This is a genomic window from Paraburkholderia xenovorans, from assembly GCF_046030735.1.
In the GTDB taxonomy this organism is placed as follows: domain Bacteria; phylum Pseudomonadota; class Gammaproteobacteria; order Burkholderiales; family Burkholderiaceae; genus Paraburkholderia; species Paraburkholderia xenovorans_A.
Map to the genome: position 1 here is coordinate 102325 of NZ_JAQQBV010000023.1, position 24712 is coordinate 127036.

26 protein-coding genes, 1 other RNA gene and 1 riboswitch are annotated in these 24712 nt (G+C 63.3%); of the genes, 15 read left to right on the forward strand and 12 right to left on the reverse strand.

The window, feature by feature from the left end:
* Nucleotides 1-125: 125 nt before the first annotated feature.
* From cobU to PQQ51_RS22335, 4 genes are read left to right on the forward strand one after another with little or no spacing between them, the layout of a single operon-like run.
* Nucleotides 126-680, forward strand: coding sequence for a bifunctional adenosylcobinamide kinase/adenosylcobinamide-phosphate guanylyltransferase (gene cobU, locus PQQ51_RS22320; RefSeq protein WP_408498994.1), 555 nt, complete (start codon nucleotides 126-128; stop codon nucleotides 678-680).
* On the forward strand, nucleotides 680-1615 hold the full coding sequence (gene cbiB, locus PQQ51_RS22325; protein ID WP_408498995.1) for an adenosylcobinamide-phosphate synthase CbiB: 936 nt from the start codon (nucleotides 680-682) through the stop codon (nucleotides 1613-1615). Before cobU ends, cbiB begins: the two co-directional genes overlap by 1 nt.
* Nucleotides 1616-1619: 4 nt before the next feature.
* Nucleotides 1620-2645 (forward strand): threonine-phosphate decarboxylase CobD, encoded by a 1026-nt coding sequence (cobD, locus tag PQQ51_RS22330; RefSeq protein ID WP_408498996.1) that lies wholly within the window; start codon nucleotides 1620-1622, stop codon nucleotides 2643-2645.
* Between the two features lie 44 nt (nucleotides 2646-2689).
* Complete coding sequence (locus PQQ51_RS22335; RefSeq protein WP_408499023.1) at nucleotides 2690-3568, forward strand: cobalamin-binding protein; 879 nt, start codon at nucleotides 2690-2692, stop codon at nucleotides 3566-3568.
* Nucleotides 3569-3579: 11 nt separating this feature from the next.
* Here PQQ51_RS22335 and PQQ51_RS22340 read toward each other — a convergent pair whose 3' ends face one another.
* The 7 genes from PQQ51_RS22340 to PQQ51_RS22370 all read right to left on the reverse strand — a co-directional run bounded on the left by PQQ51_RS22340 (nucleotide 3580) and on the right by PQQ51_RS22370 (nucleotide 11494).
* The gene (locus tag PQQ51_RS22340; RefSeq protein ID WP_408498997.1) at nucleotides 3580-4995 is read right to left on the reverse strand and encodes a Fic family protein; all 1416 of its coding nucleotides are present in this window, start codon (nucleotides 4993-4995) and stop codon (nucleotides 3580-3582) included.
* A 164-nt stretch (nucleotides 4996-5159) separates the two neighbouring features.
* The gene (cobC, locus tag PQQ51_RS22345; protein ID WP_408498998.1) at nucleotides 5160-5750 is read right to left on the reverse strand and encodes an alpha-ribazole phosphatase; all 591 of its coding nucleotides are present in this window, start codon (nucleotides 5748-5750) and stop codon (nucleotides 5160-5162) included.
* Nucleotides 5735-6511: an adenosylcobinamide-GDP ribazoletransferase gene (locus PQQ51_RS22350; protein ID WP_408499000.1), complete on the reverse strand. Its 777-nt coding sequence runs from the start codon at nucleotides 6509-6511 to the stop codon at nucleotides 5735-5737. The genes cobC and PQQ51_RS22350 overlap by 16 nt, the downstream gene beginning before the upstream one ends.
* A gap of 33 nt (nucleotides 6512-6544) precedes the next feature.
* Nucleotides 6545-7606: a nicotinate-nucleotide--dimethylbenzimidazole phosphoribosyltransferase gene (gene cobT / locus PQQ51_RS22355; RefSeq protein WP_408499001.1), complete on the reverse strand. Its 1062-nt coding sequence runs from the start codon at nucleotides 7604-7606 to the stop codon at nucleotides 6545-6547.
* Nucleotides 7607-7661: 55 nt separating this feature from the next.
* Complete coding sequence (locus PQQ51_RS22360; RefSeq protein WP_408499002.1) at nucleotides 7662-8501, reverse strand: ABC transporter ATP-binding protein; 840 nt, start codon at nucleotides 8499-8501, stop codon at nucleotides 7662-7664.
* The gene (locus PQQ51_RS22365; protein WP_408499024.1) at nucleotides 8498-9502 is read right to left on the reverse strand and encodes a FecCD family ABC transporter permease; all 1005 of its coding nucleotides are present in this window, start codon (nucleotides 9500-9502) and stop codon (nucleotides 8498-8500) included. The genes PQQ51_RS22360 and PQQ51_RS22365 overlap by 4 nt, the downstream gene beginning before the upstream one ends.
* A 99-nt stretch (nucleotides 9503-9601) precedes the next feature.
* On the reverse strand, nucleotides 9602-11494 hold the full coding sequence (locus PQQ51_RS22370; protein ID WP_408499003.1) for a TonB-dependent receptor domain-containing protein: 1893 nt from the start codon (nucleotides 11492-11494) through the stop codon (nucleotides 9602-9604).
* Nucleotides 11495-11597: 103 nt separating this feature from the next.
* Nucleotides 11598-11857: riboswitch (cobalamin riboswitch) on the reverse strand.
* A 208-nt stretch (nucleotides 11858-12065) separates the two neighbouring features.
* On the opposite strand from PQQ51_RS22370, the gene PQQ51_RS22375 reads away from it, so the two are divergent.
* The 5 genes from PQQ51_RS22375 (at nucleotide 12066) to PQQ51_RS22395 (ending at nucleotide 14520) form a co-directional block, all read left to right on the forward strand.
* Nucleotides 12066-12443 (forward strand): ATPase, encoded by a 378-nt coding sequence (locus PQQ51_RS22375; RefSeq protein ID WP_408499004.1) that lies wholly within the window; start codon nucleotides 12066-12068, stop codon nucleotides 12441-12443.
* The gene (locus tag PQQ51_RS22380; RefSeq protein WP_408499005.1) at nucleotides 12440-12754 is read left to right on the forward strand and encodes a cell division protein ZapA; all 315 of its coding nucleotides are present in this window, start codon (nucleotides 12440-12442) and stop codon (nucleotides 12752-12754) included. The genes PQQ51_RS22375 and PQQ51_RS22380 overlap by 4 nt, the downstream gene beginning before the upstream one ends.
* Nucleotides 12755-12914: 160 nt before the next feature.
* A non-coding RNA gene (gene ssrS / locus PQQ51_RS22385) (6S RNA) lies at nucleotides 12915-13096 on the forward strand.
* Nucleotides 13097-13202: 106 nt separating this feature from the next.
* A complete protein-coding gene (locus PQQ51_RS22390; protein WP_408499006.1) occupies nucleotides 13203-13667 on the forward strand; it encodes an EVE domain-containing protein in 465 nt (154 codons plus the stop codon).
* A gap of 121 nt (nucleotides 13668-13788) precedes the next feature.
* Complete coding sequence (locus PQQ51_RS22395) at nucleotides 13789-14520, forward strand: SIMPL domain-containing protein (protein ID WP_408499007.1); 732 nt, start codon at nucleotides 13789-13791, stop codon at nucleotides 14518-14520.
* A 102-nt stretch (nucleotides 14521-14622) separates the two neighbouring features.
* Here PQQ51_RS22395 and lgt read toward each other — a convergent pair whose 3' ends face one another.
* Together lgt and PQQ51_RS22405 are read right to left on the reverse strand one after the other, a co-directional pair.
* Nucleotides 14623-15528: a prolipoprotein diacylglyceryl transferase gene (gene lgt, locus PQQ51_RS22400; RefSeq protein ID WP_408499008.1), complete on the reverse strand. Its 906-nt coding sequence runs from the start codon at nucleotides 15526-15528 to the stop codon at nucleotides 14623-14625.
* A gap of 149 nt (nucleotides 15529-15677) precedes the next feature.
* On the reverse strand, nucleotides 15678-16727 hold the full coding sequence (locus PQQ51_RS22405) for a LysR family transcriptional regulator (protein ID WP_408499009.1): 1050 nt from the start codon (nucleotides 16725-16727) through the stop codon (nucleotides 15678-15680).
* 203 nt (nucleotides 16728-16930) lie between these two features.
* Between PQQ51_RS22405 and ilvD the strand changes: the two genes are divergently transcribed.
* Together ilvD and PQQ51_RS22415 are read left to right on the forward strand one after the other, a co-directional pair.
* A complete protein-coding gene (gene ilvD, locus PQQ51_RS22410) occupies nucleotides 16931-18604 on the forward strand; it encodes a dihydroxy-acid dehydratase (RefSeq protein ID WP_408499010.1) in 1674 nt (557 codons plus the stop codon).
* Nucleotides 18605-18765: 161 nt separating this feature from the next.
* Entirely contained in the window at nucleotides 18766-19107 is a 342-nt protein-coding gene (locus PQQ51_RS22415; protein WP_408499011.1) for a c-type cytochrome, read from the forward strand.
* Between the two features lie 48 nt (nucleotides 19108-19155).
* On the opposite strand, the gene PQQ51_RS22420 is transcribed toward PQQ51_RS22415, so the two are convergent.
* From PQQ51_RS22420 to PQQ51_RS22430, 3 genes are all read right to left on the reverse strand, one after another.
* Complete coding sequence (locus tag PQQ51_RS22420; RefSeq protein ID WP_408499012.1) at nucleotides 19156-19713, reverse strand: DUF2486 family protein; 558 nt, start codon at nucleotides 19711-19713, stop codon at nucleotides 19156-19158.
* Nucleotides 19714-19811: 98 nt separating this feature from the next.
* A complete protein-coding gene (locus tag PQQ51_RS22425; protein WP_408499014.1) occupies nucleotides 19812-20228 on the reverse strand; it encodes a DNA polymerase III subunit chi in 417 nt (138 codons plus the stop codon).
* Nucleotides 20229-20265: 37 nt separating this feature from the next.
* Nucleotides 20266-21804: a leucyl aminopeptidase gene (locus tag PQQ51_RS22430; RefSeq protein WP_408499015.1), complete on the reverse strand. Its 1539-nt coding sequence runs from the start codon at nucleotides 21802-21804 to the stop codon at nucleotides 20266-20268.
* A gap of 137 nt (nucleotides 21805-21941) precedes the next feature.
* Here PQQ51_RS22430 and lptF point away from each other — a divergent pair, with 137 nt between their 5' ends.
* The 4 genes from lptF to PQQ51_RS22450 form a co-directional block, all read left to right on the forward strand.
* The gene (gene lptF, locus PQQ51_RS22435) at nucleotides 21942-23039 is read left to right on the forward strand and encodes an LPS export ABC transporter permease LptF (protein WP_408499016.1); all 1098 of its coding nucleotides are present in this window, start codon (nucleotides 21942-21944) and stop codon (nucleotides 23037-23039) included.
* Between the two features lie 3 nt (nucleotides 23040-23042).
* Nucleotides 23043-24191: an LPS export ABC transporter permease LptG gene (lptG, locus tag PQQ51_RS22440; RefSeq protein WP_408499017.1), complete on the forward strand. Its 1149-nt coding sequence runs from the start codon at nucleotides 23043-23045 to the stop codon at nucleotides 24189-24191.
* Nucleotides 24192-24202: 11 nt separating this feature from the next.
* On the forward strand, nucleotides 24203-24583 hold the full coding sequence (locus tag PQQ51_RS22445) for a sirohydrochlorin chelatase (RefSeq protein WP_408499018.1): 381 nt from the start codon (nucleotides 24203-24205) through the stop codon (nucleotides 24581-24583).
* Nucleotides 24513-24712: hypothetical protein (locus tag PQQ51_RS22450; protein ID WP_408499025.1), on the forward strand; the 200-nt coding region annotated here is incomplete at its 3' end. The genes PQQ51_RS22445 and PQQ51_RS22450, both read left to right, overlap by 71 nt.

A 24712-nucleotide genomic window follows, 5' to 3' on the forward strand; every position in this document is an offset into this window, starting at 1 on the left:
GGTCACGGCAGGCGAGATGGGAGTCGAGTGGAGTTCGGATGGAAGCGAGATGGAAGCTGAATCGAAGTCGAGCGCCGCATTATCCCATCGTGTCGCCGCCTGCTGCGCGCCGGTACAATCGCACGATGATTTCCCGCGACCTCACCTTCGTGCTCGGCGGCGCCCGCTCGGGCAAGAGTCTGTACGCCGAACAACTGGCTAACGACAGCTCCCTCGCCGTCACCTACATCGCCACCGCGCGCGTCGTCGGCGACGCCGAATTCAGCGCGCGCATCGCGCATCATCGCGAACGGCGTCCGGCGCATTGGGGGCTGGCGGAGGCGTCCGTGGATCTGGCCGGCGCCGTCGCGCAATACGATGCACCGGGCCGCTGCATCCTGATCGACTGCCTGACCTTGTGGCTCGCGAATCTGCTGTGTCCGCCCGACGGCGACGCTCTGCCGTCCGATCGCTATCTCGCGCACTTCACCACATTCGAAGCGGCGCTCGTCGAAGCCAAAGGCAAGATTATCGTGGTAAGCAATGAAATCGGACTCGGCGTGGTGCCGCTCGGCGCGGCCACGCGTCTTTATGTCGACGAACTCGGGCGGCTCAATCAACGCATCGCCGCGCTGAGCACCCACGTCACGATGATGGTCGCGGGCCTGCCGCTCGCGCTGAAAACCCCAGGCGGCGCGTGATGCTGTCACTCCCCTTGCTCGTCACGCTGGCCACGGCCGGCGTCGCCGTCGACCGCTGGCTCGGCGAGCCGCGTACCGCGCATCCGCTGGTGGGCTTCGGCAACTGGGCGATGCGCCTCGAAAAACGCTACAACACCGGGCGGCGCTTGCGGCTCAAAGGCTTGCTCGCGTGGTCGCTGGCGGTGCTGCCGCCGGTGCTGATCGCGTGGTTGCTGGTGTCGATCCTGCCGTTTTTCTGGGCCTGCGCGGTCCACGTGATCCTGCTGTGGTTCGCGCTCGGCGCACGCAGCCTGCACGACCACATTGCGCCGATCGCGCACGCGTTGACCCAGCGCGATCTCGCGCAGGCGCGCTTGCTGACGGCGCGCATCGTGTCGCGCGAAACCGCGAATGCCGACGAAGCCGCGCTGTCGCGCGCCGCCGTCGAATCGGCGCTCGAAAACGGCAACGACGCGATCTTCGGCGCGCTGTTCTGGTTCGCGATCGCAGGCGGCCCAGGCGCGCTCGGCTTTCGCCTCGCCAACACGCTCGATGCGATGTGGGGTTACCGCACGCAGCGCTATCTGCGCTTCGGCTGGGCTGCCGCGCGTCTGGACGACGTGCTCAACTGGATCCCCGCGCGTCTCACCGCCACGAGCTACGCGTTGCTCGGCGACACGCGCACCGCGTTGCGCTGCTGGCGCGAACAGGCGCCGCGCTGGGACAGCCCGAACGCCGGGCCGGTAATGGCGTCGGGCGCGGGCAGCCTGAACGTGGTGATCGGCGGCCCCGCCGTGTATCACGGCGCGCTCGAACACCGGCCGACGCTCGGCTTCGGCCATTCAGCCCAGGCCTCGCACGTGACGGCGGCGCTGATACTGGTCGAGCGCACAGTCATTCTCTGGCTGGCGGTGCTGATCGTGCTGGCGTTGCTGAGCGTGCCTTTCATTATCTGAACGCATGAACCCGTCTATCGATCGCCCGGCCGCGGCTGTCACTCATGGTGGCAATCTTCACGAAGCCGCAACACGCTACGGCATTCCCTATGGCGAGTGGCTCGATCTTTCCACCGGCATCAATCCGCACGGCTATCCGGTGCCGCCGGTCCCCGCCGATGCGTGGCGCCGTCTGCCTGACGACGGCGACGGCTTCGCCGCGTGCGCCGCGCGTTACTACGGCGCGCCCGATGCCGCGCACGTGCTGCCGGTCGCGGGCAGCCAGGCCGCGATTCGCGCGCTGCCCGCGCTGCTGCCGCGCGCCGTCGTCGGCATTGCGCCGCTGACGTACAGCGAATATGCGCCGGCCTTCGAACGTGCCGGCCATCGAGTCGTGCCGCTCGACGTGCAGTGCGACACGTTGCCGGATGCGTTGACGCATGCGGTCGTCGTGAATCCGAACAATCCGACGGCCGAACATCTGGGCGCGGCAAAGCTGCTGGAATGGCACGCGCAGTTGCGTACGCGTGGCGGCACGCTGCTCGTCGACGAGGCATTCGCCGATACGCTGCCTGGCGGCTCGCTCGCGGGATCCACGAATTGGGACGGTCTGATCGTGCTGCGCTCGCCGGGAAAATTCTTCGGGCTCGCCGGCGTGCGCGCGGGCTTCGTGCTCGGTGCGCCGTCTTTGCTCGCCGACTTGCGTCGCACGTTGGGCGCATGGACGGTCAGCGGACCGGCGCGCCACGCGGTTAAAGCAGCATTCGAAGACTCCGCATGGCAGCGTGCCATGCGCACTCGTCTCGAAGCCGACGGCATCCGTCTCGTGAAGCTGTTGCGCGCGCATGATTTCGCCACGCGCGGCACGCCGCTCTTCGCGTGGAGCGACGACCCACGCGCCGCGGCCCTGCACGATGCGTTGGCGCGACGCGGCATCTGGACACGGCTGTTCCAGGCTTCGGGTAGCGTACGCTTCGGCTTGCCTGCGAGCGACGCGGAATGGATACGTCTCGAAGAAAATCTGAACGACAGCATGAGAAACACGCTGTGAGTCCGACAACTCGACTGCCGCGCTTCGTGACCGGTGTCGCGCTCATGGCCTGCGCCACGTTGCACGTCTGTGCGCACGCAGCGATCACCGTCACCGACGATACCGGCGCCACCGTCACGCTGTCCGCTCCCGCACAACGCGTGATCAGCCTCGCGCCGCACGTGACCGAGCTGCTGTACGCAGCGGGCGGCGCCGCGAAAATGGTCGGCGCGGTCTCCTACAGCGACTACCCGCCCGAAGCGAAACAGTTGCCGCGCGTCGGCGACAACAAGGCGCTCGACCTCGAACGCATCGTCGCGTTGAAGCCGGATCTGATCGTGGTGTGGCGGCATGGCAATGCTCAGCGCCAACTCGATCGTCTGCGCGAGATGCACGTGCCGCTATTCTTCAGCGAGCCGCATCGTCTCGACGACGTCGCCGTGTCGCTGACGAAGCTCGGTCAACTGCTCGGCACGTCGCCGACTGCCGATGCCGCAGCGGCAACCTACCGTCAAAACATCGAGCATTTGCGTGCGCAGTATGCGAGCCGGCCGCCGGTCAGCGTTTTCTATCAGGTCTGGGATCAGCCGTTGATGACGCTCAACGGCGACCATATGATCAGCGACGTGATCGCGCTCTGCGGCGGCCGCAATGTGTTTGCGAAACTCGAACCGCTGGTGCCGACGGTTTCGACCGAGGCCGTGCTCGCGGCCAATCCCGAAGCGATCGTCACGGCCGCACAAGGCGCGACGAAGCCCGACACGAGCTTGCCGCAACTCGGCACATGGCGTGCGTGGCCGGGTCTGAAGGCGGTGGCGAACAACAATCTGTTCGCGATCGACGGCGATCTGATCAATCGCCCGGCGCCGCGTATCGCGCAAGGCGCGAAGCTGTTGTGCGAGGATCTGGAGACGGCGCGACGGCGGAGAAAGACGGACGAGTGAAGCGGGCAGCGTCAGCGCGCAACGATATCTGAACGCTTGAACGGCCAGCGCTCGAATTCGGAAAGCCGCAACCGGTAGCGTGCGACATTGCCCAGATACAGGTGGTCGAGATCCGCTTGAATCGCGTCGACGAACGACGATACGTCCGCCGCGGCCACCCGCTTCTGCGCGAGCGTTTCGATCTCTGCCCGCGTGCCTTCGATCCCGCTGCGGATCACATCCTGCACCACGTCGATCAACGCGTTGCGATATTTGAGCCGGAACGCGTCCGGCTCGCCGATCGATTGACGAATCGCGAGATAGCGCTGGCACGAGCGTTCGTAGGCCCAGATGAAAACATCGCGCAGCAACTCGACGCGGTTGGTTTCATACACGCCGAGTGTCCCTTCGATATAGGCTTTTTCGGGCACGTCGACGAACGACAGCGGGCACAGATTCTGGCGGATCAGCGGGATATTCGCGGTCAATCGCGACACGCGTTTGTTCACGTCTTCGAAAGGCTGCAGATACGGCAAGTGCACCATGCTGAAGAACGCCTGTTCGAACGGATCGTCGATTTGCGCGGCTTTGTTCAGCAGCATTTCGAAGCACTCCGAGATCTGTTGCGGACCGGCTAGCGGATAGAACACCGTGCCGCTGATCTCCACTTCCCGCACTCGCAAACGGCCGCTGGCAAAGGGATCGGACATCAGATTGTCCGACAGGATCGCGTGCAGGTTCAGCACGGTAAAACGGTTGAAGCCCACCTCGTCGGCACTCTCGACGATCATCTCGATCGCGGCCTTGTGGTTGAGGATCATCTGCGTTTCCTGCGCACCCTTGCCGTGCGCGGCCTGCCCCTGCTCGATCAGGCGCAGCGTGTCGAGGCGCGAATAGGTATTGCCCTCCAGCCGCGACGACGCCCAGGACAAATCGATCAGCAGCCGGCTCATGATGTCGCGCGCGTAGGTGCCGGCCGGGCGCACATCGGCTGACGTGCGTCCCCACTGATGCAGACGGTCGCGTTGTTCCTGGCTCAGATAAGCGTCGTGATTCGGACGATAGCGTTCGAGAAAAGCACGGTCGTAGCCGACCGGTTGACGTTCTTGCAGCGGTCTGTTGACCAGCGCGCGCACCTCGAGACCCGCGGCCGACACCGGCACGTAGCCTTCACCGACATTGCTTGCCGCGAAAGCCTCCCGACCGGACGAGGCCATCTCGACACCCGCCGCCGACCGCCGATACGCGAGCGCCCGGCCACCGCCTTCCGTGGTGATCCGGCCCGCCGCGACCAGCACGTCCAGCCGGCGTTGCAGCGTGCGGCGCTGCATCGGATTATTGCGGGCGGCCAGCGCGGCGGCGAGCGCTCGAAAACCTTGGGCTTCGGCGCTTGCCGCAATCAGTTCCTCGATCAGGTCGAGTTCCCGCTTGATTTCGTTGTGGTTCATTCGCGCCACTCCCTCAACTAAAGTGGCGCGATTAGTCCTATTCGCGCCACTTTTGGAAGTTAATTGTGACACAAATGGTCTATTCGCGCCACTTTACCTGTAAAAGTGGCGCGATTACGGGTTTTCGCGACAAAAATCCAGCGAAAGTGGCGCGATTACGAGGTTCACGCATTCCACCTGACAAGTGCCCACTCCCGCGTCTCCTCAGCGCGGCGCAACCAGACAACGCCCGTCATCTCGATCGACCACCGCAGGCAGCGCTCCAGCGGCACGTCCAGCACCAGCGACGCGATCACCCGTATCACCCCCGCATGCGTGACCACATACGCCGGGGACAATTCACGGGTCTGCGCGAACGCATCGAACCAGGTCCCAACCCGCTCGACGAACTGCGCGACGCTCTCGCCGCCGTGCGCTCGCGCGTGTTCGAAATCGGCGGCCCACTCGTCCAGCAGGCCACGGTCGATCGCGTCCCAGCGCTGCTGTTCCCAGTCGCCGAAATTCATTTCCTTGAGGCTGTCGTCGTGACTGAGCGTGCAACCGAAATTGTTCGCAATGGCCGCGGCGAGACTCGCGCAACGCGTGAGCGGACTCGAGATCAGTACGCGCGGCGGCGGCACCTGCAATGTCGCGAGTTTCAACGCCAGGGTGCTGGCGGTCGCTTCCACGTCTTCGGCAAGCGCGACATCGCTGTGTCCATAACACACGCCGGCGTCCAGCGCGACGGCAGGATGACGAATCAGGACGATATCCATGCGAGCCCCACCAGGTAGATGCTCAACTCGACAATCTGTTGCGCGAAGCCGAGGCAATCGCCGGTATAACCGCCGATGCGTCTGACGAAATAACGGCCGAGCGCAAAACGCAGCACAGCCAGCACGATCAATACGACGCCCGCGAAACGCCAGTCGGGCGCGCCAAGTCCGGCCGGCCACAGCAGCCACGGCAAACCGAACACCATCGCGCAGATCAGCGACGGACCGCTCAGCCGTTGCGCGACCGGTTTGGCTTTACCCTCGGCGCGCACGTAATCGAGCGTCGCCAGATAGCTGATCGCAAACGTGCGGCTCGCTGCATGTGCAGCAACCATCAGACCCGCGGCGCGCATCGGCGGCAACGCGGCGAGCGTTTGCCACTTCAGGCCCAACGCGATCACGAGCGCAATCGTGCCGAACGCGCCGATGCGCGAGTCATGCATGATGCGAAGCACGTCCTCGCGTGTATAGGCGCCACCGAACGCATCGACGCAATCGGCGAGACCGTCTTCGTGAAACGCCCCGGTGACGAGCAACGACGCTGCCATCGACAGCAGCACCGCCACGCCCGCCGGAAATACCCGCAACGCCGCGAGATAAACCAGCGCGCTCAATCCACCGATCAATACGCCGACGAGCGGAAAATAGCGTGCCGCCGCGTTCAGATAGTGCGGCTCATAACCGACCCAGCGCGGTACCGGCACGCGCGTGAAATAGCCGAGTGCCGTGAAGAAATAGCGCAGTTCCGCCAGCGGATTCATCAGCAAGTCCTGCGCGGGTTTCGGTATGAACGATCACGCATCGCGATTCGCGACACCGGCGGATTCGAAGCTCGCCATCTCGTTGACGAACGCCGTCGCCGCGCGCAACAGCGGCACGGCGAGCGCCGCGCCGGTGCCTTCGCCGAGCCGCATGTCGAGCGACAGCAACGGCAACGCGCCGAAGTAATCGAGCATGCGCCGATGCCCCGCTTCGTTCGACGCATGCGCGAACACGCAATACTCGCGCACGTTCGGCGCGAGCGCATCGGCAACCAGCAATGCCGAAGTAGCGATGAAGCCGTCGACGAGGATCGTCATCCGAGCCTGCGCGGCAGCGAGATACGCGCCTGCCATCATCGCGATTTCGAAACCCCCGAATGTGGCGAGCACGTCGAGCGGATCTTTCGACTCCGGATGAAACGCGAGCGCCGAGGCCAGCACATTGCGCTTTTTCGCGAGGCCGGCGTTGTCGAGCCCGGTGCCACGGCCCACGCATTCGTCGATCGGCACGCCGCACAAACGGCTCATCAGGCACGCCGCCGACGACGTATTCGCAATCCCCATTTCGCCGAAGCCGATCACATTGCTGCCGAGCGCCGCGTGATGGCGCACGCGAGCGGCGCCCGCCTGCATCGCGGTGAGTGCTTCGTCACGCGTCATCGCGGCTTCGTGCGCGAAGTTGCGCGTGCCGGCGGCGACCGGGATATCGACGAGGCCGTCGTTCGACGGCAGCGGCGTTGCGATGCCCGCGTTGACCACTTCGAGTTCGATCCCGGCTACGCGACTCAACGCATTGATCGCCGCGCCGCCCGCGACAAAGTTGGCGACCATTTGCGCGGTCACCGCTTGCGGATAAGGACTCACGCCTTCGTTCGCAATGCCGTGGTCGCCGGCAAATACGATCATCGCCGGACGTTCGACCGTGGGATGCGTGGTGCGTTGAATCAGACCCATCTGGCGCGCGAGCGTTTCGAGCCGGCCGAGACTGCCCGGCGGTTTGGTCTTCGTGTCGATCAGGTGTTGCAGGTCGGCGCGCAGCGATTGATCGAGCGGTTCGACTTCGGGCAATCCCGGCAAGCGTGGCAAAGAAGTCATAGAGGTTCTGCGTAGAGAGAGTGTTTCGATCAAACGGTCAGCGTGTTTGCGTGGGTCATGCGCCATGGCCCGTGTCATGGGTTGCACGCGATTCATGATGCGCGCGTGGCGCGGGAATCAGCGCCTCGTGCTCGCCGTCGCGAATCAGGATCAACGGATAGCCGAACGCGCGGCTCGTCAGCGTGGGCGTCAATACATCGTGCACCGGTCCGGCATACGCGCCGCCATCGCCGTCGAGCAGCAGCGCATGCGTCGCGAAGCGGCGCGCGAGGTTCAGGTCGTGACAGGAAAACATCACGGTACGACGCGGCTCGCGGGCCCACGCGGTCAACGCATCGAGGCAGTCGATCTGATGATGCAGGTCCAGATGCGACAGCGGTTCGTCGAGCAACAGCAACGGCGCCTGCTGGCACAACACCGCGGCCAGCGCAACGCGTTGACGTTCGCCGCCCGACAGCGACAGCACGTCACGCGACGCAAAATCGCCGAGACCCAATACGTGCAGCGCGTCTTGCGCGGCCGCGCGATCCGCTTCGCTCTCCCAGCCCCAGCCGTTCAGATGCGGGAAGCGGTTCAGCATCACGACATCGAGCACGCTTGCGCTGAATGCGTCGTGCGCGCTCTGCGGCATCAGCGCGCGCCGTTGCGCGAGCGGCAACGGCGGCCAGTCGGCCACACGCACGCCGTCGAGTTCGACGTGTCCCGCCGAAGGTTGCGACAGCCCGGCAAGCGTCGAGATCAGCGTCGTCTTGCCCGCGCCGTTCGGGCCGGCGATGCACCAGATTTCGCCCGCGTAGAACGTATGCGTGAACGCATCGAGCAGCGTGCGCGCGCCGGCGCGCAACGTCAAACGCTGGACACTCAGCGACGCGGACGCGGCGTTATATCCGTTCATGATCGACGCCTGCGCAACAGCATCCACAAAAACACCGGCACCCCGACGATCGACGTGATCACGCCGACAGGCAATTGCGCGGGCGCAACCACGGTCCGCGCGATCAGGTCGGCGCCCATTACCATCACGCCGCCGCCCAGTGCCGCGGCCGGCAGCAACATGCGCTGGTCGTTGCCGAACGCGAGCCGCAGCATGTGCGGCACCACGAGTCCGACGAAGCCGATGGTGCCCGCCGTGGTCACCGCGGCCGCAGCCGCCAGCGACGCCACCAGATACACGCGCAAGCGCAGCGGCATCACCGCGACGCCGAGCGCCTGCGCGGCCGCATCGCCGCGCAGCAACACATTCAGACGCGGCGCCGCCGGCACGATCGCAATCAGCACGACGACGAGCGCGGCCAGCGCGACCCAGGGCATCGCGCCGCCGTTCAGATCGCCGGTCAACCAGAACAGCATGCCGCGCAGACGATTGTCCGGTGCGAGGTTGAGCAGCAGCGTAATCAGCGCGCCCCAGCCGGCTGCGATCACCGCGCCGGTCAGCAGCAAACGCGGCGACGTGTCCTGCGGTTCGCCGCGCCACAACTCGCGGCGCGCGAGACCGAGCACCAGCAGGATCGATACGAATGCGCCAGCGAACGCGCTGGCGTCGACGACCCACCACGCGCAACCGGCGATCATCGCGACCAGCGCGAACGTCGCCGCGCCGCCCGACACACCGAGTATGTAGGGCTCGGCCAACGGATTGCGCAGCAGCACTTGCAGCAGCGCGCCCGCCAATGCGAGCAACGCACCGCACGCAAAGCCGGCTACCGCGCGCGGCAGACGCAGCGTGCGCACGATCTCGCCGGTCAGATCGGCGGTATCCGCATGCGACGGCCACAACGCCGCCAGCACACGCGCCGGCGCGAGCGGCACGCTGCCGAGAGCGAGCGACGCGATCAGCACGGCGAGCGCAAAGACCGCGAGCACGACCCAGATCGTGGCCGCGCGCTTCGCGCTCATCGTGCGCGGCGTCGCTTTGGGCGAAGCCGAAGCTGATGCCGATGCCGGGTTCACCCGCGCCGCCTCATCGGACGTGAACGTGAACGGGAACGGCAAGCGCTACTGCTGCTGCCAACCGACCGTGACATACGCACCGCGCCGCGGCGAGTTATACGAGTAGGCCGTTTCATAGTCCTTGTTCAACAGGTTCTGGATTTGCGCGGCCACGTACCACGCTTTCGTGATGTTGTAGCGCGCCGACAGATTCACCACGCCGTAGCCGCCGAGCTTGCCGCTGCTGTCGTTGCTCGCGCCGCTGACGATCCATTCGCCGCCCACGCGCCACCCGGCCATGCTGCGGTTCACCGCGAGCGATCCGAAGCGGCGCGCGCGGCGCACGAGGTCGACATCGTTGTCGAGGTCGACGGGATTTTGCAGCGTGAGCGACGCGCGTACGTCCGTCTTGCCGACGTGACCGCTCCACGATCCTTCGAGTCCCTGCACCTTCGCATGCCCGACGTTCTCCGCCACGTAGATGCCGGGCGTGATCTGCTGATAGTCGATCAGATTCGAATAGCGCGTCTGGAAAACGTTCACACGCATCACGCCGAGCGCATTCGACGCGTACTGCAATCCCGCTTCGATCGAATGACTGCGCTCCGGTTGAACCGACGGATTGCCGCTGTACGGATAGTACAGATCGTCGAAACTCGGCGCGCGAAACGCGTCCGAGTAGCTTGCGGTTGCCTTCCAGTGATTCGTGATGTCGAAGCCGTAGCCGAGATAGTAACTGTTCGCTCCGCCGAAATCGGAATACTGGTCGCGCCGTACGTTCGCCTGAATCTGGCTGCGACCGAAGCGCCCGGTATAACCGGCGAAACCCGAATCGACATGACGGTCGGGCGCCGCGAACGTATCCGAATCGAGGCTCTGGTCGAGATGCTCGTAGCCGAGCTGCACCTTCTGTTGCGCGGCAATCGCGAAATCGTTCTGCCACGTGTACTGGCGATTGTCGGTATCGAAGCGGCCGTTATACAGGCCGTTGGTGTTCGACACGCTGCGGTCGTCGCCTTCGGAGACGATGAAATGCGTGGTCCACCAGTCGGTCAGTTTGCCGTTCGCGAACGCCGACATCTGACGCACTTTGCTATACAGGTTGTTCAGATCGGTCGGCACGCCGTACGCGTTGTCGTAACTGTTGTTGCCATTCGACTGGAAATACGTGACGCCCGCGTCCCAGCGGTCGTTGAACTTGTGGCGCAGCGAAGCCGAAAGGCTCTCGTTCAGATAGCCGTTCGCGTTCGGATTCGCGCTGGGCGCCTCGCGTGGATCGAGCGACGAAAAACCGTCGTCCTTCGAACGCGCGAGCGAAATGCTGAAGGTGGTTTTACCGTCTTTATCGAGCGCGCCGTTCACGCCCGCTTGTTGCGTCTGCGTGTGATAGCTGCCGTAGCCCAGCGAAAAATTGAAACGCGGCGGATGATCGCCGCCGTCTTTCGTGAACACCTGCACCACGCCGCCGATCGCGCCCGAACCGTAAAGCGCCGACACGTTGCCGTTCACCACTTCGACGTGATCCACCTGCGAAAGCGGAATCTGCGCGAGTTGCGACGAGCCGAGGCTCACCGAGTCGACGCGCACGCCGTCGATCAACACCAGCGATTGCGTCGACGATGCGCCGCGCAAATACAGACTCGTCGTCGAACCGGGGCCGCCGGTGCGCGAAATCTGCGCGCCGGGCGCGAGTTGCAACAGACCAGGCAGATCGGTCGCGGTGGTGTCGGCGATGTCCTGCTGGTCGAACAACGTGGTCTGCGCAATCGCGTCGGCGAGCGGCTGCGGCGCACGCCCGGCCGTCACCACAACCGGCGACAACACAGCCGTGGACGCAGAGCCAGAACCGTCGTCCGCAACAGAAGAAGATGACGCCGTTGAACTGGCCGCTTGTGCATGCACGACGAGCGGCAGGCTCGCAAACGCGAGCGTCGCCGCACGAGCGATGGGGGACAACATGGAATGACGTTCCTGTGGATAGCGTGCGCGGCCTGCTTCCCCGCAGGCCGGTGCGTAACGAGGTCTAACCCGGAGCAAGCGCATTGCGTGCGTTTCGCGTGGGGACGTCCCTCTCACTCTGGCCGGTATCCGGGCTGACGACACATCGACTCCGCCTTCCCACGCGTGACGCGCAGTGGCACACTCGCGAGTTCCGCTTCGAACACGCGATGGAATCGACCTGCATGACGAATGCGGTCGCTTACCGTTGCGGGGGCAGCGCAGGTTCGCGCGTTCATTCAGATGAACAGCGCGCCCTGCTTCCCGTTTAACTGCGCACACCGTCGAAAAGCGTGCGCGAGCACCAGAGTGCGGGCAGTTTAGGAGCGCACTTCGAACCCGTCAAGAATCGTTAATTCGGCTTCGAATGTGTTCCGCAAAATGCGGGCAATTGTCCGACGCGCGCCTGTTTTCTGGCGCAGTGTCGATAAAATGCCGGCATAAAGCGATGTTGTTACGTCTCGAAACGAGACAATTGTCGGAACGTGCGACATTCCGCGCTAAAATGCGAGGTCTTTAGAGGACGCAGCAGATGCTCACCGAACTCGAATCACTTTCACAGAATATCGGCAAGCTGATCGCGATCAGCCAGCGCCACAATGAAGCGCGGCTCGCGCTCGAAGAGCAACTCGCCCAATCGCGTGCCGAGGCAGAAGCCACGCGCACCGAACTCGCACTGTTACGCGAGGAGCGCGATGCGCTGCAAGCAGAACGCGACGCGCTGTCGGCAAAGATCGACGATGCCCAGGTCCGCCTGAACGCGATCCTCGAAAAACTGCCGCGGGCTCGCGGGCACAACGAGCCGGACAATCAGCTCGATCTGCTTGCGCCTGCACAGCACGAGGTCGCGCATGAAGCGCATGAAGACAATGCCGGAAGCGACGTCACCCGCCACGGAGAAAATGCATGACCACCAAGCAGATCGAAGTATCGATTCTCGGCGTTCCGTACCGGCTCGCCTGCTCGCCGGAAACGGAGGCCGCGCTGCTTGAAGCGGTTGCACGCGTGGACGCGGAAATGTCGAAGATCCGTAACAACAGCAACGTGCGCGGCACGGATCGCATTGCTGTCATGGCTGCGCTGTCGCTGGCATCGGAACTGCTTAAGCTGCAATCGAGCGTGCGACACGGAGAAGCATTTCCTGCTGAGGAAATCCGGCGTACAATGCATCAAATGAACGAACAACTGGGTACGGTGATTCAGCAGTACAGCATGCAGTAAGTACCCAGCAGCGTCATGGTTTCGAAACAGTTTTTCAAGTAGCCGGTCCTGAGATCGGCTGCGAATTCAGATGAAGTGCATGTGTTGAAGTGTGAGTTAAGTGGTATGCCTCAGTAGCACGCGGCAACGCTAATGCAAACGTTTGAGTTCAATCGGTTAAGCTTCCCTGCCTGGTTCGCCAAGGTCATATATTCCTTGAACCAATGCCATGTGCACGGTTGCGGAAATTTGTAGCACGGGTGTGCGCGTCACTCTGTCTGATGTACCCGAAGTGCTGCTAACTGCGACCAATTCTGAACTCCCGGTTCAGGATGCCGGCCTAGCGGCTAAGGCGGGGACCTATTCAAAACGGCATCGGACTCTGGTTCGGTGCCGTTTTTCTTTTGGGCAACGGTTTTTCTTCGGGACCTTCACAGGACCTTCAACCTCTCTACGTTCCATTCGATTCATGCGCTACTGGCTAATGAAGTCCGAACCGGACGAAGCAAGCATCGACCATCTCGCCAACGCACCGCTGCATACGTTGCCTTGGACCGGCGTACGAAATTATCAGGCGCGCAACTTCATGCGCGACGTGATGCAGGTAGGCGACGGCGTGCTGTTCTATCACTCGAGTTGTCCCGAGCCCGGCATCGCAGGGCTCGCTGAAGTCTCGTCGACCGCGTATCCGGACCCGACGCAATTCGACAGGAAGAGCCCCTACTACGATCCGAAGTCGTCGCAGGAAACGCCGCGCTGGCTGCTCGTCGACGTGGTGTTCAAGAAGAAGATTCCGTTGATTCCGTTAGCCGCGTTGCGCGAGCACGATGAGCTGAAGGACATGCGTGTGCTCGCCAGAGGCAATCGCCTGTCGATCACGCCGGTGACCGAAGCCGAATGGCGCTTCATCACGAAGCAACTCGCGAGTCGGTAAGCAAACGTCAATTCAGGGAACCAAGCGAAGGTTACAGGCGCCTAACGGACTCGCAAACGCCATGCCACTTCGCTGCGTTTGTCCAACTCGTGCACAAACCGTTCAAGCAAGGAGTCCAACAATGACGAAAAACACCGCTCGTGCACTCGCTCTCGCCCTCACGTGCGCCACGCCCGTCGCGCTCGCGCTGACGCCCGCGATGGCTCGCGCACAAAGCGTCGCGCAGTACCAGCCGGCCGGCGTGTTGTCGCTGAATGCACAGGCCAGCGCGGAGGTGCCGCAGGATGTCGTCGACATCACGTTGTTTTATGAACAGGAAGCGAGCGATCCGTCGGCGCTCACGTCCACGTTGAATCAGCGCGCAGACGCCGCGTTGCAAAAGGCCAAGGGTGTAAGCGGTGTCACCGCGCGCACGGGCTCGTTCTCGATCTATCCGTCCACCGATCGTGACGGCCGTATTTCCGCATGGCGCGGCCGTACGGAAGTCGTGCTGGAATCGCACGACTTCGCCGCGGTGTCGAAGCTCGCGGGCCAGATGGCGTCGATCATGCAGGTCGGCAATGTGCAGTTCTCGTTGTCGCCGGAAGCGCAACGGGCGGCCGAGCAGAAGCTCACCGGCGAAGCGATCAGATCGTTCCGCGACCAGGCTGCTTCGTCGGCGCAAGCGTTCGGTTATAGCGGCTACTCGATCCGCGAGGTCAACGTCGGACACAACGGCGTGATGCCGCGTCCGATGATGATGATGAGCGCGCGCGCAATGAGCGCCGACGCAAAGGCCTCGGCACCGGTGCCGCTCGAAGGCGGTACGTCGACGGTGACGGTCAACGTGTCGGGCTCGGTGCAGATGAAGTAACGCACGCGGCACGCCTGCCCGATAAGCAGTCAGAAGTCAGCAGTCAGCAAAAAGCCACGGCACGCCGTGGCTTTTTGTTGGGCCGCGATCAGATGGACGCGATCAATTCGCGCCGACCGTGTGCGCCGGTTCGCGGCGCGCGCGGCGATACGCCCACACCAGCATGCCGATGCCGACCAGGATCATTGGCAGCGACAGCCATTGGCCCATCGAAAGACCCATCGCCAGCAAGCCGAGGAAGTCGTCCGGCTCGCGCGCGAACTCCACTGTGAAACGTGCAAGGCCGTAGCCGATCAGGAACACCGCGGAAATCGCGCCCATCGGCTTCGGTTTGCGCGAGAAGAAGAACAGCACGAAGAACAACGCAATGCCTTCGAGCGCGATCTCGTACAACTCCGACGGATGGCGCGGCAGCATGTGATATTGCGCGAACACTTCGTTCAGATGCCATTGCGTAGCCAGTTGCGGATGAGCGGCGAGCCACGCGGCGTCGTCGGGTGCGGCGCCCGGGAACAACATCGCCCACGGCGCGCTCGGGTCGGTTACGCGGCCCCACAACTCACCGTTGATGAAGTTGCCGAGGCGCCCCGCCGCGAGTCCGGTCGGCACCATCGGCGCGACGAAATCGGTGACTTGCAGCCACGAGCGCTTGCGTTGATATGCGAACAGCACCATCGCGAGCGTCACGCCGAGGAAGCCGCCGTGAAACGACATGCCGCCTTCCCACACCTTGAAGATGTCGAGCGGATGCGCAAAGTAGAAACTTGCCTTGTAGAACAGCACGTAGCCGAGCCGGCCGCCGAGAATGGTGCCGAGCACGCCGTAGAACAGCATGTCGTCGATATCCTTCGCGGTCCAGCCTTGCGCGGCGACGTACGGCAAACGCAGCCGCAAGCGGCCGACAACGATCGCCGCAATGAACGCAACGAGGTACATCAATCCATACCAGCGCACAGCGAGCGGCCCCAGATGAATGGCAACGGGGTCGAAATTCGGGTGAATGAGCATCGTGTTGTTATGGGCAGTTCAGGTTCGGAAGCGGAATTTCTAATGATTGAGGCATAAGCGTCACAACAGTCGCAGCAGTCGCAACAGTCATAAGCGACGCACTGACTTCGGCGCGACGCGTCCATTGGACGATACAGCACGCGATGCGTTCACGGCCCGCGGTCTATCGCGGTGGTCTGGTCAAACGGCGCGGCCAGCCCGGCATCAGGCGTGACGTCGAGCGGCATGCCCGCATGCGCGCGCACGATCCCGATGAAGGCTGCGAGCACCGGGCTCACCTCCGCCGTGCGCCACACGAGGCCGGTCTCGATGGCCGGCACCGATTCCCGCAGCGGACGATACACGACGCCGGTGCGCCGCAGATTACGCAACGATTGCGGCACCAGTGCGACACCCATTCCGGCCGACACGAGGCTCACGATCGTCTGCATCTGGATCGCCTCCTGGCCGACTCGGGGCACGAGACCCGCCACGCCGTAGCAATCCATAATGATGTCATAAAAGCCCGGCGCCAAACGTCTTGGGAAGATCACGAGCGGTTCGTCAGCGACATCGCGCAGGCTGATCGGTGCGTCGAGCCATTCGGGCGCCGCGTTGGAGTGTTGACCGGCAGCGGTATCGGCACCCGCCACGGCCGCGCCGGCCAACCGCTGCGCCATCTCCGAAGACATCGCGATCACCAGCGGCTCGCGCACGATCGGCAGCCAGGACAACTGCATCGCATAGCGCGACGGCAGCGGCGCGATCGCGAGACCCGCATCGATGCGCCCGGCGACGAGTTCGTCCGCTTGTACGTCGCTCGTGGCCTCGGTCAGTTCGAGCCGCACCTGCGGATAGCGCGCGCCGAAATCGCGCAGCAGAAGCGGCAGCAACCCGTAATCCGCGGTCGACACGAAAGCCAGCGACAACATCCCCGCCTCGCCTCGCGCAAGACTCTGCGCGAGCGGCCGCAAGCCTTCGGCGGCGGCCAGCAGGCGCCGCACCTCCGGCAGCAGATCGGCGCCCACAGCAGTCAGTTCGACCGAACGCTTGGTGCGCGCGAACAGTTCGACGCCGAGCGTCTCCTCGAGCGCACGGATCGCCTGCGACAACGGCGGCTGTGTCATCGAAAGGCGCGCCGCCGCGCGGCCGAAATGTTTTTCTTCGGCGACGGTGACGAAATAGCGCAACTGGCGCAGGTCAGGAGCGGCGGGCAGCATGATTAAGACATTTTACGACCTAATAGGCCGCTAATAATATATTGGACACGCGTTTTGCAAAACTGCATCCTTGCGCGACGCGTCGGCACTAAACTGGACTGAGGCGTCCCGGCGGCCCATGCCGTGGGCAGCAGCAGGAACCGTGCAAGCCGCACCCACTGACCTTGCAGTACCGAGCACAACAAAACAGATTGGAGTTCCCCATGGCATACAACCGTCGTTCGAAGAACATCACGCAGGGCGTGGCACGCTCGCCGAACCGCTCGATGTACTACGCGCTCGGCTACGAGAAAGCCGACTTCGACAAGCCGATGATCGGCATCGCCAACGGCCACTCGACGATCACGCCGTGCAACGCCGGCCTGCAGCGTCTGGCCGACGCGGCGGTCGCCGCGGTCAAGGGCGCCGACGCGAATCCGCAGATCTTCGGCACGCCGACGATTTCGGACGGCATGTCGATGGGCACCGAAGGGATGAAGTATTCGCTGGTCTCGCGCGAAGTGATTGCAGATTGCGTCGAAACCTGCGTGCAAGGACAGTGGATGGACGGCGTGATCGTGATCGGCGGCTGCGACAAGAACATGCCGGGCGGCATGATCGGCATCCTGCGCACCAACGTGCCGAGCATCTACGTGTATGGCGGCACGATCCGTCCGGGCAACTGGAAGGGCACCGACCTGACCATCGTGTCGTCGTTCGAAGCGGTGGGCGAATTCACGGCCGGCCGCATGTCGCAGGAAGATTTCGAAGGGGTCGAAAAAAACGCCTGTCCGTCCACGGGCTCGTGCGGCGGCATGTACACCGCCAACACGATGAGTTCGTCGTTCGAAGCGCTGGGCATGTCGTTGCTGTACTCGTCGACGATGGCCAATCCGGATCAGGAGAAAGTCGACTCGGCCGCCGAATCGGCGCGCGTGCTGGTCGAGGCGGTGAAGCAGGATCTGAAACCGCGCGACATCGTCACGCGGAAGTCGATCGAAAACGCGGTGGCCGTGATCATGGCCACCGGCGGCTCGACTAACGCGGTGCTGCACTTCCTCGCGATCGCGCATGCGGCGGAAGTGGAATGGACCATCGAAGACTTCGAGCGCATGCGCAAGAAAGTGCCGGTGATCTGCAACCTGAAGCCGTCGGGCCAGTTCGTCGCGACCGATCTGCACAAGGCCGGTGGAATTCCGCAAGTGATGAAGATCCTGCTGGACGCGGGCCTCCTGCACGGCGATTGCATCACGATCACGGGCAAGACGATCGCCGAAGAACTGAAGGACGTGCCGGGCAAGCCGCGCGCCGATCAACAGGTGATTTTCCCGATCGACCAGGCGCTTTACAAGGAAGGCCACCTCGCGATCCTGAAGGGCAATCTGGCCGAAGACGGCGCGGTCGCCAAGATCACCGGTCTGAAGAATCCGGTCATCACCGGGCCGGCCCGCGTATTCGACGACGAACAAAGCGCGCTGGAAGCGATTCTCGCCGACCGGATCGTCGCCGGCGACGTAGTGGTGCTGCGCTACCTCGGCCCGAAGGGCGGCCCCGGCATGCCGGAAATGCTCGCGCCGACTTCCGCGATCATCGGCAAGGGGCTCGGCGAAAGCGTCGGCCTGATCACCGACGGCCGCTTCTCGGGCGGCACATGGGGCATGGTGGTCGGCCACGTTGCGCCCGAAGCGTTTGTCGGCGGTACGATCGCGTTCGTGCAGGAAGGCGACTCGATCACGATCGACGCACACAAGCTGCTGCTGCAACTGAACATCGAAGAAGCCGAGCTGCAACGCCGCCGCGCCGCGTGGCAACAGCCGAAGCCGCGCTACACGCGCGGCGTGCTCGCGAAGTACTCCGCGCTGGCGTTGCCGGCGAACAAGGGGGCGGTGTCGGGTTGAGCGCAGCGCGCTTCAGCCATGCACGCTTGAGGTGAATCAGGCGCCGCGCCGGGTGGCGTCGGCTACGTAAAAGCGCAGAGGGGCGCACGGGAAACCGTGCGCCCCTTTCCTTTTATAATGCGTGCACCACGAGTCGGGCACCCGCACCGACGGAGACCACAATGAAATCAATGTCGTATGCAGCGCTTGCCGTGCTGAGCGCGCTGAGCGTCGTGTTATGCGCCGGCAGTCCTGCTGCGCATGCCGACGCAGCAGCCGGCCTCACGCTTGCCCAGCAGCAGAACTGCATGAGCTGTCACTCGGTGACGCGCCCGTTCATGGGTCCCGCGCTACACGACGTCGCGGCGAAATACGCGGCTCACGAAGATGCCGCCAATTATCTGAAGCGCAAGATTCTGGATGGCAGCGTGGACGTGTGGGGTCCGGTGCCGATGCCCGCGAATACGCAGCTCACGCCCGATCAGGCGGCCACGCTCGCGGCCTGGATATTGACGCTGAAATAACACGGCGCGTCCCCGGCGTTGCCAGCGTCGCGCCGTTCTTGCAAAAACCTAGCGGCCCGCACGCCGCGCGATCTCTTCCTCTACGGCTTCACGCACCCACCCGGCCATCTCCGTTTCCAGCGCCAGCGCCACTTCGCGCGTGATCTGGCTGACGAGCCACGCCGACTGCTCCTGCAACGCATCGCGGCAACGCGCCTCGACGATGCCGCGTCCTTCGCCCGTCAGAAAGCCGGTGAAACGTCCGCGCAGACGCTCGGCGATCACGTCGGCATCGACGTCGGCGTGAGCTTGCGGCAGCGCGTCATGCGCGATATCCGGCGGCACGATCGCGCCGGCTTCGGCCGGCGCGGCGGGTTCGACGCGATCGAACACGCCCGCGGATGTCGCGAACGACGGCTCGTCGGCTGAATCGTGTGAATGCGGTTCCGCGTGAGGGTGCGCTTTGGACCGCCTTTTCGTATGCGCGTGTTCGGCAGGATGCACGCCGGGCGGCACGACAGGCACGTCGCCTTCGGCCAGCTGGGCGGGCTTGCGTGCCTGCGCCGGGTCGCCGGGTACGAGAATCTCGTGCAGAACCGGGATCGAATTATCGTTGGGATCGGACACGTGCACCCTCCGTGTTTGAGTCGAAGCCAAGGCAGGCGCGCGCGTGTCGAATCGATACGACGAAACACGACGACCACACGACGCGCGGGAACCGGACCCTAGCTGCCCTGCTTGTAGTTGTTCAAAGCATAGCCGCGATCGCGATAGAAGCGATAGCGTTCGCGGCCCGCGGCGAGTTCCTCGTGTGCGTTACCGACCACTTCGAGCAGTCTTTCGAAACGCGCGAATTGCGCCGGCACCGCGGCGCCGAGATTGAGCAGCACCTGATGATGCGGCACGTCGTCGAGATTCGAGGCCAGCACGATCGGCGTTTGCGCGGCGAGCGGCGTGCCCGCCATGCAGTGCGGCACGAAGTCGAGCGGCGAGAAGGTCCACAACTGTTCGTCGAAAGCCCGCAGACGCGCGGGCTCCGCCAGCACGACCGTCGGCTGGCCCGCCTGATACGCCTTGCGGATCAGGCGGCACGCATACAGCAGCGAATCGCCGACATTCGAGTGAAAATCGATTCTCGTCATCGGCGATCCTGGCCTGCGTTTGCTTTACTGCAATGCGTCATTGTGCGGCACGACCGTCCGCGGCTTTACTGTCGGCCCGGTCGATCAGGAACTGCGCGAGCAACGGCACCGGACGGCCGGTGGCGCCCTTCGCTGCGCCGCTCTTCCATGCGGTGCCGGCGATGTCCAGATGCGCCCACGGGTAAGCCTCCGTGAAGCGCGACAGGAAGCACGCCGCCGTCACGCTGCCCGCCGGACGGCCGCCGATGTTGGCGAGGTCGGCGAAGTTCGACTTGAGCTGGTCCTGATACTCGTCGTCGAGCGGCAGGCGCCAGGCCGGGTCGGAGGCTTCACGCGACGCGTCGAGCAGTTCGCCCGCCAGCGCGTCGTCTTTCGAGAACAGGCCGCTATTGTGGTGACCGAGCGCGATGATGCAGGCGCCCGTGAGCGTGGCGATGTCGATCACCGCCGCCGGCTTGAAGCGCTCGGCGTACGTGAGCGCGTCGCACAGGATCAGCCGGCCTTCGGCGTCCGTGTTCAGCACTTCGATCGTCAGGCCCTTCATGCTCGTGACGATGTCGCCCGGCTTGGTGGCCGTTGCCGACGGCATGTTCTCGACCGCGGCAATGATGCCGACCACGTTGATCTTCAGGCCCATTTCCGCGACGGCGCGCAACGTGCCCAGCACCGAACCGGCGCCGCACATGTCGTACTTCATCTCGTCCATGCCTTCGCCCGGCTTTAGCGAAATACCGCCGGTGTCGAACGTCACGCCCTTGCCGACCAGCACCACCGGCGCGGCCTTCGCGGCGCCGCCGTGATACTGCAGCACGATGAACTGCGCCGGTTCGACCGAGCCGGCCGTGACCGACAGGAACGAGCCCATCCGGAGCGCTTCGCACTGTTTCTCGCCGAGCACTTCGACCTTCAGCTTCCAGTCTTTCGCGAGTTTTTTCGCGGTGTTGGCGAGGTAAGTCGGCGTGCAGACGTTGCTCGGCAGATTGCCGAGATCGCGGGTCAGGTCCATCCCGCTCGCGAGCGCGGCGCCTTGCTTCGCGGCCAGCTTGGCGGCCTTTTCGTCGCCGGTGTCGACGCTGAACACGATGCGCTTCAGCGCCCGCGTGGAGGTGTCCGGCTTGCTCTTCATCTGCGTGAATTTGTAGGTCAGTTCGCGCAGCGCGAGGATGGCGGCGCGCACGCCCCAATCGGCCGACCGCTCGAGGATCGGCAGTTGCGCGAGCGTGAAGGTGACCTGCACGACCTTGGTGGCGAGCAATGCGCGCCAGGCGGCCCGCACGGCTTCGCCATAGGCTTTCTGACCGAACGTGTCCTGTTTGCCGAGGCCGACCAGCAGCACGCGCGACGCGCCGATGCCGGAGACTTCGTGCAGAAACAGCGTGGTGCCGGCCTTGCCGTCCATGTCGCCGGCCTTGATGATGCGGGTCAGCAGGCCCTTGGTGGCCGCGTCGATCTCAAGTGCCGCGCCCGAGAGGGTTTGCGACTCGAACACGCCGATCACGATGCAATCGGATTTGCCGGTCAGGAAACCGTTTGACGAGCCTTTGGTCCAATCACAGGCTTTTATGCTAAAGTCCATCGCGCTTGTCCTCGGATAAAATCTGGGCTTAGGATGAAAGCCGCAATTATCCGCTATTTTTCCCGCGGCGGCTGCACCGGAGGCGTAACGGAAACCAACCCGCGCGCCACTGAGAGCGCCCCCTCTCATCATCAATAATGATCTTCGAACGCTCTCTCCAGCGCGAACTCGCGTATACGGCTGGTGCCGTGTTCATGGTTCTCCTCACGCTCGTGCTGACGACGATGATGATCCGCATCGTCGGCTTCGCGGCTTCGGGCGAGATCGACCCGCGCGACGTGCTGGTCCTGATCGGCCTGACCGTGATCGGCTACCTTGCCATCATGCTCGTCGCGACCCTGTTCGTGTCGATCCTGTTTGTGCTGACCCGTTGGTACAAAGACTCTGAAATGGTCGTGTGGCTGGCCTCGGGTGTCAGTTTGACGCGCTTCATCAAACCGATCGGCATTTTCGCCACGCCGATCGTCATCCTGATCATGTTCTTCGTGTTCGTCGGCTGGCCGTGGTCGAATCAGCAAAGCAAGCTGATCCGCGCGCGCTTCCAGCAGCGCGACGAAGTCTCGTTGCTCGCGCCCGGCCAGTTCCGCGAATCGGCCACCAGCCACCGGGTGTTCTTCATCGAGAAGATGTCGCCCGACCAGGCCCGCGTCGAGAACGTGTTCGTGACCAGCACCGAAAACGGCAAGGTCAACGTGGTGGTGTCCAAGACCGGCCATACCGAAACGCACAAGAACGGCGACCGCTTCGTCGTGCTGGAAAACGGCCGTCGTTACGACGGCGAACCGGGTCATCCGGATTTCCGCATCATGGAATTCGAACGCTATGGCGTGAAGATCCAGAGCCAGCCGGTCATCAATACGCCGACCACCACGGGCACGCCTACGCTTGCGCTGCTGCGCAATCCGACTCGCGAGAATCTCGCGGAATTCGCGTGGCGCGCGGGCTTGCCGCTGATCGCAATCAACCTGATGCTGCTCGCCATTCCGCTTGCGCATCAGAACCCGCGGCGCAGCCGCACGATCAATCTGGTGATGGCCGTTCTCATCTATCTGACGTATTCGAATCTGTTGAACGTGGTGCAGTCGTGGATCGAGCAAGGCAAGATGTCGTTCGGGGTTGGGCTGGTCGGGCTGCACATCGTCGTTACGGTGATCGTCGCGTTCATCTTCTGGCTGCGCGTGCGCAATCGGCCGCTATTCACGCGAGCCATGTTCAGCCGTTCGCAGGGGGCGTGACCGATGCGCATCTATGAAAAATATTTTGCGCGTCAGGTCTACCTCACGTTCATCTTCATTCTGTTCGCGTTTTCGGGTCTGTTCTTTTTCTTCGACCTGATCAACGAACTGAACTCAGTCGGTCACGGCAACTACAAGTTCCAGTACGCGGTGCTGCGCGTCGCGTTGCAAACGCCGTCGCGCTTCTACGAAATCATTCCGGTGGCCGCCTTGATCAGCGCGATCTACGTCTTCGCGCAAATGGCCGCCAACTCCGAGTACACGATTTTCCGCGTCTCCGGCCTTGCCACGAATCAGGCGCTGCGCTCGCTGCTGAAGATCGGCATTCCGCTGGTGTTCCTGACGTACCTCATCGGCGAAGTGGTCGGCCCTTACACCGATCAGTTGTCGGAGCGCGTGCGGCTCGAGGCGTTGGGGTCGTCGGTATCGAGCAACTTCGAGTCGGGCGTGTGGGTGAAAGATACGCTCACTGCGCGCGCGGACGGCGAACAGGTCACGCGCTTCGTGAACGTCGGCAAATTGATGCCGGACGCGACCATCAGCAACGTGCGGATTTACGAGTTCGATTCGCAGTTCCGTTTGTCCAATGTGCGGATCGCCCAGAGCGGCAAGTATCAGCCGCCGGGCCACTGGCAACTGACTGACGTGACCGACACGCAACTGATCGACGTACCGCCGCCTCCGGGCACGCCGGCCGACGCGTTGAACCCGGTGTACCGCGCAAAGCAGGTGACGATGCCTGAGTATTCGCTGCGCTCGGAACTGACGCCGCAGATTCTGTCGGTGCTGCTGGTGTCGCCGGACCGGATGTCGATGTTCAATCTGTTCCGCTATATCCAGCATTTGACTGAGAATCATCAGGACACGCAGCGTTATGAAATCGCGCTATGGCGCAAGCTGCTTTACCCGTTTGCGGTGTTCGTGATGTTGGTGTTGTCGCTGCCGTTTGCGTATCTGCATACGCGGGCTGGCGTGGTGGGCATGAAGGTGTTTGGCGGGATCATGCTGGGAATGAGTTTCCAGTTGTTCAATACGTTGTTCTCGCACATCGGCAATCTGAATACGTGGCCTGCGCCGTTGACCGCGGCTACGCCAGGGTTGGTTTATCTCGTGCTGGGGTTGGTCGGGTTGAAGTGGGTGGACCGCCATTAGGAGCGTTTGTCATGGCTGCTCATGGGTTGGTGTTGTTTGGGCATGGCGCGAGGGATGTGCGCTGGCGGGAGCCGTTTGAGAGGCTCGCGGAGAAGTTGCGGGATGCTCGTCGTTCAGGCGATGACGCCGGGGCCGTGAAGCTGGCTTTTCTGGAGTTGATGGAGCCGGATTTGCTTACGGCTATTGGGGAGCTTGTCTCCGACGGGTGTTCTGTTGTTACTGTGGTGCCTGTGTTTTTTGGGCAAGGTGGGCATATTCGGAAGGATTTGCCCGCGTTGGTCGACACATGTCGGCTACGGTTTCCTTCTGTTCAGATTCGGTGTGCCAGTGCTGTTGGTGAGGATGATGGCGTTCTTAATGCTGTTGTGGGGTATTGCCTTCGGCAGGTTTGAATTTTTGGGTTCTGGTTTTGGTTTGCCTACGGCGGTGTTTGGGTTTTCTTCATTTCATTTCATTTCTTATCTTATTGGTCTATTAGTGTTGCCCCTGTGCGGGGCGGCACTTACTTTCTTTGCCGCGGC